Source organism: Kocuria rhizophila, assembly GCF_003667225.1.
In the GTDB taxonomy this organism is placed as follows: domain Bacteria; phylum Actinomycetota; class Actinomycetes; order Actinomycetales; family Micrococcaceae; genus Kocuria; species Kocuria rhizophila.
The window spans coordinates 1-9,311 of the sequence record NZ_RCOM01000089.1; the positions used below are offsets into that span (position 1 = coordinate 1).

Here is a 9,311-nt window from a genome sequence, read left to right on the forward strand (position 1 = left end):
CCCGAGCCCTGGACGACTCCGCAGCCCCCCTCTACCGCTGGTTCCCGGACGGGGAGCTGAACACGTGCGTCAACGCGGTGGACCGCCACGTGGCGGCGGGCCACGGGGAGCGCACGGCCCTGATCTACGACTCCGCGGTCCTCGGGGTGCAGGAGCACATCACGTATGCCCAGCTGCAGGAGAAGGTCGCCCTCTTCGCCGGCGCGCTCGCGGCCCAGGGTGTCACCAAGGGTGACCGGGTGCTGCTCTACATGCCCATGATCGCCGAGTCGGTCGTGGCCATGCTGGCGTGCGCCCGGCTGGGGGCGGTGCACTCCGTGGTCTTCGGAGGCTTTGCACCCCGTGAGCTCGCCAGCCGCATCGACGACTCCCAGCCGGTGGCCATCGTCACGGCGTCCGGAGGCGTGGAGCCCAAGCGTCGCATCGAGTACCTGCCCGCGATCGAGGAGGCCCTGCAGATCAGCGAGCACGCGCCGTCGGCGGTGCTGGTCCACGAACGGGACGGCTTCACCACCACAGTGGCCGAGGCCCGGGAGCGCTCGCAGGAGGCTGGTGGGCCCGCGTGGCTGTCCTGGACCGAGGCGCAGGACGGCGTCGAGCCGGCCGAGCCGGTGACCGTGGCGGCCACCGATCCGCTGTACATCCTCTACACGTCCGGGACCACCGGAAAGCCCAAGGGCGTGGTCCGCGACAACGGCGGCCACGCCGTGGCGCTGAGCTGGTCCATGGCCAACATCTACGACGTCTCCGCCGGTGACGTGATGTGGACCGCCTCGGACGTGGGCTGGGTGGTGGGCCACTCGTACATCGTGTACGCGCCGCTGCTCGCGGGGGCCACCACGGTGGTCTACGAGGGCAAGCCCGTGGGCACCCCGGACGCCGGGGCGTTCTGGCAGCGGGTGGAGGAGCACGGGGTCAAGGTGCTGTTCACCGCCCCCACCGCGCTGCGCGCGATCCGCAAGGCGGACCCCGAGGGGGACTTCGTCAGGAAGCACGACATCTCCTCCCTGCAGGCCCTGTTCGTGGCGGGGGAGCGGCTGGACCCGGAGACCTACACGTGGGCCTCCACCGTGCTGGGCGTTCCCGTGGTGGACCACTGGTGGCAGACCGAGACCGGGTGGGCCATCTGCTCCAACCCGTTCGGCATCGAGAGGCTGCCCATTGTGGCGGGATCCCCCACGGTGCCCGTGCCCGGGTTCCACGTGGAGATCCTCGACCCCATCGGGGAGCCCCTGGGCCCCGGTGAGGAGGGCAACATCGCGCTGCGGCTGCCGCTGCCTCCGGGCACCCTCAGCACGCTGTGGGGCAACGACGAGCGCTTCGTCTCCTCCTACCTCTCGGCCTTCCCCGGGTACTACGCCACGGGGGACTCCGGGTACATCGACGAGAACGGGTACGTGTTCGTGATGGGACGCACCGACGACGTCATCAACGTCTCGGGCCACCGGCTCTCCACGGGGCAGATGGAGCAGATCGTGGCCACCCACCCGGACGTCGCCGAATGCGCCGTGATCGGTGTGAACGACCCACTCAAGGGCCAGCGGCCTTCCGGGTACGTGGTGCTCAAGACCGGCGCGGAGATCACCCAGGAGCGGCTGGCCGAGGAGCTCGTGACCATGGTGCGCTCGCAGATCGGCCCCGTGGCGGACTTCAAGGACGTGGCCGTCGTCGAAGCCCTGCCCAAGACCCGCTCGGGCAAGATCCTGCGCAAGACCATGCGCCAGATGGCCGACGGCGAGCAGTACACGGTGCCCTCCACGATCGAGGACCACTCCGTGCTGGAGGCGCTGCAGTCGGTGTTGGCGCCCAAGGGCTGAGGTGTCGCGGAGCCCCGGACGGGTGGTGATGTGTTTCATTCGGCGGCTGCTGTCCGGCACCGCACCCGCCTGGCACGGCACCCGTCCCAGGCGGGTGCGGCTCGGCGTCCGCCCCGTGCCATGGCGGTCGCGTCCCACGTGGGCGGTAGGGTAGGACGTCGAGACCCGTACTCCACGCCCAGGAAGGAAGGCCGTCGCCCGTGAGCAACGCCAGTGATGAGAGGCCCCAGCAGAGCCAGGCTGCGGCGTCGGACGCCGTAGGCCCCACCGGTCGGCCGCTGCGGACCTTCCCGGATCCGCCCGAGCTGTCCACGCACGGCCCCGCGCGCATCATCGCCATGGTGAACCAGAAGGGCGGGGTGGGCAAGACCACCTCCACCATCAACCTGGGCGCCGCGCTCGCGGAGCTGGGCCGCAAGGTCCTGCTGGTGGACTTCGACCCGCAGGGCGCGCTGTCCGCCGGTTTCGGCTCCAACCCCCACGAGCTGGACCTCACCGTCTACAACGTGATGATGGACCGCTCCGTGGACGTGTGGGACGTGGTGCAGCAGACCCACGTGGAGAACGTGGACCTGCTGCCCGCCAACATCGACCTCTCGGCGGCCGAGGTGCAGCTGGTCAACGAGGTGGCGCGTGAACAGGTGCTCGCCTCCGCGCTGCGCAAGGTCGAGGACCACTACGACGTGATCCTCATCGACTGCCAGCCCTCCCTGGGCCTGCTCACCGTCAACGCGCTCACCGCCTCGCACGGGGTGATCATCCCGCTGATCTGCGAGTTCTTCGCCCTGCGCGCGGTCGCCCTGCTGGTGGACTCCATCTCCAAGGTGCAGGACCGCATCAACCCCAAGCTGCAGATCGACGGCGTCCTGGCCACCATGTTCGACTCCCGCACCCTGCACTCCCGTGAGGTCATCGCCCGGATCGTGGACGCGTTCGGGGACAAGGTCTTCGACACCGTCATCAAGCGCACCGTGAAGTTCCCGGACGCCACCGTGGCCGCCGAGCCCATCCTCGCGTTCGCCACCAACCACCCCGGCGCGGAGTCCTACCGCCAGCTCGCCCGCGAGCTCATCTCGCGCGGCGGCGCGCCGTGAACCACGCACGACGACGCCGCCCCGGCGCGTGAGCGGCGTCGTCGCCGTCCCTGCCGAGGCGCCGGGGGAGTCCCACGGCGGCTTCACCGTGGCCCTGGAGAACTTCCAGGGCCCGTTCGACGTGCTGCTGTCGCTGATCGCGAAGCACGAGCTGGACATCACCCAGGTCTCCCTGTCGGTGGTCACGGACGAGTTCATCCAGTACGTGCGCGCCCTGCAGGAGGACGCCTCGCCCAAGGCCCTGGACGAGGCCAGCGAGTTCCTGGTGGTCGCGGCCACCCTGCTGGACCTGAAGGCCGCCCGGCTGCTGCCGCGCGGCGAGGTCGAGGACGAGTACGACGTGGAGCTGCTCGAGGCCAGGGACCTGCTGTTCGCTCGGCTGCTGCAGTACAAGGCGTTCAAGGAGGTGGCCGGGCAGCTCAACGTCCGTTTCGCCGCCGAGTCCGTGCGGATCGCCCGCCAGGTGGACCTGGACCCCGCGATCACCACGGCCCTGCCCCCGCTCACGTGGACGCTAACCCCCGAGCAGCTCGCGCACCTCGCAGTGACGGCGCTGGACCCGGAGCGCCACGTGCCCGAGGAGGTGGACGTGGCGCACCTGCACGGCGCGCAGGTGCGGGTGGCGGACGAGGCCGAGGTGCTCGCGGCCATCCTGCGGGACGGGGAGGACCACACGTTCCACTCCCTGGTGGCGGACGCGGAGTCCACGCTGGTGGTGGTGGTCCGGTTCCTCGCGCTGCTGGAGATGTACCGGGACCGCGTGGTCCGGCTGCACCAGGAGGACGTCCTGGGAGCGCTGCTCGTGCGCTGGGACGGCCCGGAGCAGTGGTCCGCCGCATCGCTCAGCAGCGAGTACACGGGCGCCGAGCCGGAGACCGCCCCGAGCGCGGACGGCGAAAACCTGGGAGAATGAGTCCCGCACAGGATCGGTGTGAACCGTACCGAAGGAGAGGATGACCGCGTGGCGGAGCAGACACCCCCCACGGCCCCCGCGGCGGAGACGTACCGCGCCGGGCCACCCACCACCCCGGCGGCCCCGGAACGCGCCGACGCACGGTCGTCGGCCAATACGGTGTCCAGGATCGACGAGTCGCATCCCGACGCCATGGCACGCGACCAGCTGCTCTCCGCGCTGGAGGCGGTGCTCATGGTCGCGGCGGCCCCGGTGAGCCTGGCGGAGTTTTCCCGGGTCACGGGTGAGCCCGAGCACCGGGTGCGCAGCGCACTGGAGCACCTCAAGGCCGAGTACGACGGCGTGACCGGAAACACCTCCGCGTCCGCCCAGCCGGGTGCCCTGGCCGGATATGATAAACGGTCGGCCTCCGAATCGTTGGACGGGGTGGAGCACCACGACGGCGCTCCGTCGCCGTCCAGCGCACCCGCACCTCGCGTGCGCGGGTTCGAGCTGCGTGACGTGGCCGGGGGCTGGCGGATCTACGCGCGCAGCGACCACGCCCAGCTGGTCACGGACTTCGTGGTGGAGGGCAGCAGCTCGCGGCTCTCCCAGGCGGCGCTGGAGACGCTGGCGGTGGTGGCCTACCTGCAGCCCGTGTCGCGATCGCGGGTCTCCGCGATCCGTGGCGTGAACGTGGACGGCGTGGTGCGCACCCTGGTGCAGCGCGGCCTGCTCTCGGCCCACGAGCGGGAGGAGTCGTCCGGCTCCGTCCTGTACACCACCACCCCCCTTTTCCTGGAGAAGCTCGGTCTCGGCTCGCTGGACGAGCTGCCGGACATCGCACCGTTGCTGCCCGGAACCGACCAACTCGACGAGATAGAGGACTGAACAACGCATGGCTTCATCACACGGCAACGCACCCCGCGGCGGAGGCGCCCGCGGTCCCCAGGGCCGCGGCAAGGGCTCCAAGGCCGGGCCCAAGGGCGGCTTCCGCTCCGGACCGGGCAAGAAGGGCTCCGGCGACGCCGCCGGGGGCCGCGGCTACCCCAAGGGCCCCGGCGCGAAGGGTCCGGGGGCCGCGCGCGGCAAGGGTCCCGCGGGCAAGGGGCCGGGCAAGCCCAAGGCCGGTGCCGCCCAGAAGGGCCCGCAGAAGCCCCGCGCCTTCGCGGGCGTGGACAAGTACGAGCGCCGCGCCTCGGCGATCAAGGAGCACGGCCCGCACCGGCGGCGTCGTCCCAAGAACCCGCCCGTGGACCGGCTGGAGGTCCACGACGAGAACGGCGTGCGGCTGCAGAAACTCATGGCGCAGGCCGGCGTGGCGAGCCGCCGCGTGTGCGAGGAGATGATCCAGGACGGCCGCGTGAGCGTGGAGGGGGAGATCGTCACGGAGCTCGGCGTGCGCGTGGACCCCGCGCTGCAGGCCGTGCACGTGGACGGCATGCGCATCCAGACGGACGAGAAGCTCGTGTACTACGCGTTCAACAAGCCCGCCGGCGTGGTCTCCACCATGGAGGACCCGGACGGGCGCCGCTGCGTGAGCGACTACCTGGACCCGCGCAAGCACCAGCGCGTGTTCCACGTGGGGCGCCTTGACGTGGAGACCGAGGGTCTGCTGCTGCTCACCAACGACGGCGAGCTGACCAACCGGCTCACCCACCCCTCCTACGAGGTGCCCAAGACCTACATGGTCCAGGTGCACGGCCCCGTGGAGAAGGGCATCGGCAACCAGATGAAGGAGGGCATCCGCCTGGAGGACGGCGTGGCCAAGGTGGACGACTTCCGCCTGGTGGACTCCACCCCGGGCCACGTGCTCATCGAGGTGGTGCTGCACTCCGGGCGCAACCGGATCGTGCGCCGCATGTTCGACGCCGTGGACCACCCCGTGGAGAAGCTCGCGCGCACCCACGTGGGCCCCATCGCGATCGGCGACCAGAAGCAGGGCACGGTGCGCAAGCTCTCGCACACCGAGGTGGGCAACCTCCTCGCGTCCGTGGGGATGTGAGCGTGGTTCCCACCGCACCCACGAGCACCGGCCCCGTGCTGGTGGTGGGCTCCGGACTGCTCGGGGCGAGCATCGGGCTGGGGCTGCGCCACCTGGGGGTGGAGGTCCTGATCCGGGACGCCTCGCCCACCACGGAGGCCGTGGCCCAGGACATCGGCGCGGGCCGCTCCGTCCGCGCACTCCGCAGTGCGGGGGAGGAGCCCCCCGAGCCCGCGCTCGTGGTGGTCGCCGCACCGCCGGACGTGGTCGCCGAGCTGGTCGTCGAGGCGCTGGCCGAGCACCCGCACGCCGTGGTGCTGGACATCGCCTCCGTCAAGGCCCCCGTTCTCGACGCCGTCACGGCGGCGGGCGCGGACCTCACCCGCTACGTGGGCACCCATCCCATGGCCGGACGGGAGAAATCCGGGCCGGTGGCGGCGCGCGGCGAGCTGTTCACGTCCATGCCGTGGGTGGTCTGCCCCGGCCCCGCCACGGGAGCCGCCGCGGTGACCGCGGCCAAGAACCTCGCGGTGGACCTGGGGGCGACCCTGACCGTGATGGAGCCCGCGGAGCACGACGAGACCGTGGCGCTGATTTCCCACCTGCCGCAGGTGATGTCCTCGCTCCTGGCCTCGCGGCTGCAGGAGACCCCGCTGCACCAGCTGTCCCTGGCTGGGCAGGGGCTGCGGGACACCACGCGGATCGCGGGTTCCGACCCGGGGCTGTGGGTGCAGATCCTCTCTGCCAACGCGCAGCCCGTGGTGCGGTCCCTCCACCAGGTCCGGGAGGACGTGGAGCGGCTGATCGCCACGCTGGAGGCCCCGGACGCGGACGGTGCACGCCTGGACATTGCCCGGCTGATGGCCGAGGGCAACGCCGGCCAGGCCCGTATCCCGGGCAAGCACGGCGGGGCACCCAAGGCCTTCGCCACGTTCACGGTGGCCGTGGACGACACGCCCGGTCAGATCGCCCGTCTCCTCACGGAGATCGGGGAGATCGGGGTCAACCTGGAGGACATGCGCCTGGAGCACTCGCCCGGGCAGCCCGTGGGTCTCGTGACCGTCTCGGTGGAGCCGAGCCGGCACGCGGACCTCGTGGAGGAGCTGCAGACACGCGGCTGGAAGGTGGTGCAGTGATGAACGCACGGGATGGGAACGCACGACTCGTCATCGCGGTCGACGGGCCCTCGGGGTCCGGGAAGTCCTCGGTGTCCAAGGAGGTGGCGCGCCGGTTCGGGCTCGCCTACCTGGACACCGGCGCGATGTACCGCGCGGTGACCTGGTGGTGCCTGGACTCGGGGGTGAGCTTCGACGACCACGAGGCCGTGGTGGCCGCTACCGAGACCGTTCCCCTGGAGATGGGCACGGACCCGGACGAGGAGCGCATCCTGGTCAACGGCGAGGACGTCCGCTCCGCGATCCGCGGGGACCTGGTCACGGACAACGTCTCCCGGGTCTCCACGATCGTCCCCGCCCGGGAGGTGCTGGTGCGCATGCAGCAGGACATCATCCGGGACAGCGGGTTCCGGATCGTGGCCGAGGGCCGGGACATCACCACGGTGGTGGCCCCGGACGCGGACGTGCGGATCCTGCTCACCGCCTCGGAGGCGGCGCGGATGGCGCGGCGCGGCCGGCAGCTGGGCGCGGCGGCGTCGTCGAACCTGGAGGCGCAGGTGGTGGGCCGTGACGCGAAGGACGCCACCGTGGTGGACTTCACGAACGCGCAGGACGGCGTGCACCTGCTGGACTCCTCCGAACTGACCATGGAACAGACCGTGCAGGGCGTGATCGACCTGGTCATCCGCGCCACGGACACGACACACGAGGGGGCCGCCACGGCCCCCGACGAGACGGGCGCTGACGCCCCCGAGGAAGCGAGGCAACCATGAGCGCACCCGACGAGCCCACGGTGGACTCCTACGAGCAGTCCGTGCTGGGCGGGGGCAACGAGGACATCTCGCAGCGCCTGGCCGCGATCGACGACACCGAGGCCGAGGCCCGTGCGCAGGCGCTGCGCGAGGGACTGGCCGACTACGAGCTGGACGACGAGGACGCCGCGCTGCTCGCGGACTGGATCGACGGCGAGGAGGACCGGGACGCCCGCCGCCCCGATCCCGTGGTCGCCGTGGTGGGCCGCCCGAACGTGGGCAAGTCCACGCTGGTCAACCGCGTGATCGGCCGCCGCGAGGCCGTGGTGGAGGACACCCCGGGCGTGACCCGTGACCGTGTCTCCTACAAGGCGGAGTGGAACGGCAAGAACTTCACCCTGGTGGACACCGGCGGCTGGGAGCAGGACGCCAAGGGCATCAACAAGCGCGTGGCGGACCAGGCCGAGCTGGCCGTGGAGAACGCGGACGCCGTGCTGCTCGTGCTGGACGTGACCGTGGGCGTGACCGCGACCGACGAGGCCGTGGTGAGCATGCTGCGCCGCGTGAAGAAGCCCATCATCGTGGTGGCCAACAAGGCGGACTCCCCGCAGCTGGAGATCGAGGCCACCGCGCTGTGGTCCCTGGGCATGGGGGAGCCGTTCCCGGTGTCCGCGCTGCACGGCAAGGGCTCGGGCGATGCACTGGACGCCCTGGTCAAGGCGCTGCCGGAGTTCTCCGAGGTGGCCGAGGCGGAGCTCGAAGGCGGGCCGCGGCGCGTGGCGCTGATCGGGCGCCCCAACGTGGGCAAGTCCTCGCTGCTCAACAAGCTGGCCGGCTCGGACCGCGTGGTCGTGGACCCGACCGCGGGCACCACGCGTGATCCCGTGGACGAGATCGTGATGCTCGGCGGGGAGCCGTGGCGCTTCATCGACACCGCGGGCATCCGCCGCCGCGTGCACCTGCAGCAGGGCGCGGACTTCTACGCGTCCCTGCGCACGCAGACCGCGCTGGAGCGCGCCGAGGTGGCCGTGGTGCTGCTCGCCGTGGACGAGGTGCTCTCCGAGCAGGACGTCCGCATCCTGCAGATGGCCGTGGACTCCGGGCGCGCTCTGGTGCTCGCGTTCAACAAGTGGGACACCCTGGACGAGGAGCGCCGCTTCTACCTGGAGCGCGAGATCGAGCGGGACCTGGCCCACGTGGCCTGGGCGCCGCGCGTGAACATGTCCGCCAAGACCGGGTGGCACAAGGACAAGCTGGTCCCCGCGCTGCACACGGCACTGGACTCGTGGGACCGCCGCATCCCCACCGGGCGCCTCAACGCGTTCCTGGGGGAGATCGTGGCCGCCCACCCGCACCCCGTGCGCGGCGGCAAGCAGCCCCGCATCCTGTTCGGCACGCAGGTGGCCTCCCGGCCGCCCAAGTTCGTGCTGTTCACCACGGGCTTCCTGGACCCCGGCTACCGCCGGTTCATCCAGCGCCGCATCCGCGAGACCTTCGGCTTCGAGGGCACCCCGCTGGAGGTCACCATGCGCGTGCGGGAGAAGCGCCAGCGCAAGCGCTGAGTCCCCGCCGTTCCGCTGACGGGCCGTCCTCGGGTTTCTCCGGGGGCGGCCCGTTGCGCTGCCGGGCGGGAGCGGGGACGACGCCGCCCCGGCCC

Annotated in this window: 8 protein-coding genes; all 8 read left to right on the forward strand. The window is 71.5% G+C overall.

All coding sequences use genetic code 11. The features are described from left to right. A partial coding sequence (locus tag D9R02_RS10170) for an AMP-binding protein (protein WP_121566855.1) occupies positions 1-1,817 on the forward strand: 1,817 nt, incomplete at its 5' end. A gap of 200 nt (positions 1,818-2,017) precedes the next feature. Continuing rightward, positions 2,018-2,911 carry a ParA family protein gene (locus tag D9R02_RS10175; RefSeq protein WP_039101437.1) on the forward strand — a complete coding sequence of 298 codons (894 nt, stop codon included), beginning with the start codon at positions 2,018-2,020 and terminating at the stop codon, positions 2,909-2,911. Positions 2,912-2,939: 28 nt separating this feature from the next. Then, entirely contained in the window at positions 2,940-3,824 is an 885-nt protein-coding gene (locus D9R02_RS10180; protein WP_047978302.1) for a segregation and condensation protein A, read from the forward strand. 48 nt (positions 3,825-3,872) lie between these two features. Further along, complete coding sequence (gene scpB, locus D9R02_RS10185) at positions 3,873-4,694, forward strand: SMC-Scp complex subunit ScpB (RefSeq protein WP_053069382.1); 822 nt, start codon at positions 3,873-3,875, stop codon at positions 4,692-4,694. A gap of 7 nt (positions 4,695-4,701) precedes the next feature. After that, on the forward strand, positions 4,702-5,808 hold the full coding sequence (locus tag D9R02_RS10190; protein ID WP_121566856.1) for a pseudouridine synthase: 1,107 nt from the start codon (positions 4,702-4,704) through the stop codon (positions 5,806-5,808). Continuing rightward, complete coding sequence (locus D9R02_RS10195; RefSeq protein WP_039101434.1) at positions 5,805-6,923, forward strand: prephenate dehydrogenase; 1,119 nt, start codon at positions 5,805-5,807, stop codon at positions 6,921-6,923. Before D9R02_RS10190 ends, D9R02_RS10195 begins: the two co-directional genes overlap by 4 nt. Then, positions 6,923-7,675, forward strand: a complete 753-nt coding sequence (gene cmk / locus D9R02_RS10200) for a (d)CMP kinase (protein WP_121566857.1) — start codon at positions 6,923-6,925, stop codon at positions 7,673-7,675. The genes D9R02_RS10195 and cmk overlap by 1 nt, the downstream gene beginning before the upstream one ends. After that, positions 7,672-9,216, forward strand: coding sequence for a ribosome biogenesis GTPase Der (gene der / locus D9R02_RS10205; RefSeq protein WP_019310971.1), 1,545 nt, complete (start codon positions 7,672-7,674; stop codon positions 9,214-9,216). Before cmk ends, der begins: the two co-directional genes overlap by 4 nt. Positions 9,217-9,311: the final 95 nt, after the last annotated feature.

What these genes read in the sequence shown, in the direction of transcription:
- D9R02_RS10190 (WP_121566856.1), top strand. Translation starts at nt 4,702, where the DNA reads ATGGCTTCATCACACGGCAACGCACCCCGCGGCGGAGGCGCCCGCGGT.
- cmk (WP_121566857.1), top strand. Translation starts at nt 6,923, where the DNA reads ATGAACGCACGGGATGGGAACGCACGACTCGTCATCGCGGTCGACGGG.
- der (WP_019310971.1), top strand. Translation starts at nt 7,672, where the DNA reads ATGAGCGCACCCGACGAGCCCACGGTGGACTCCTACGAGCAGTCCGTG.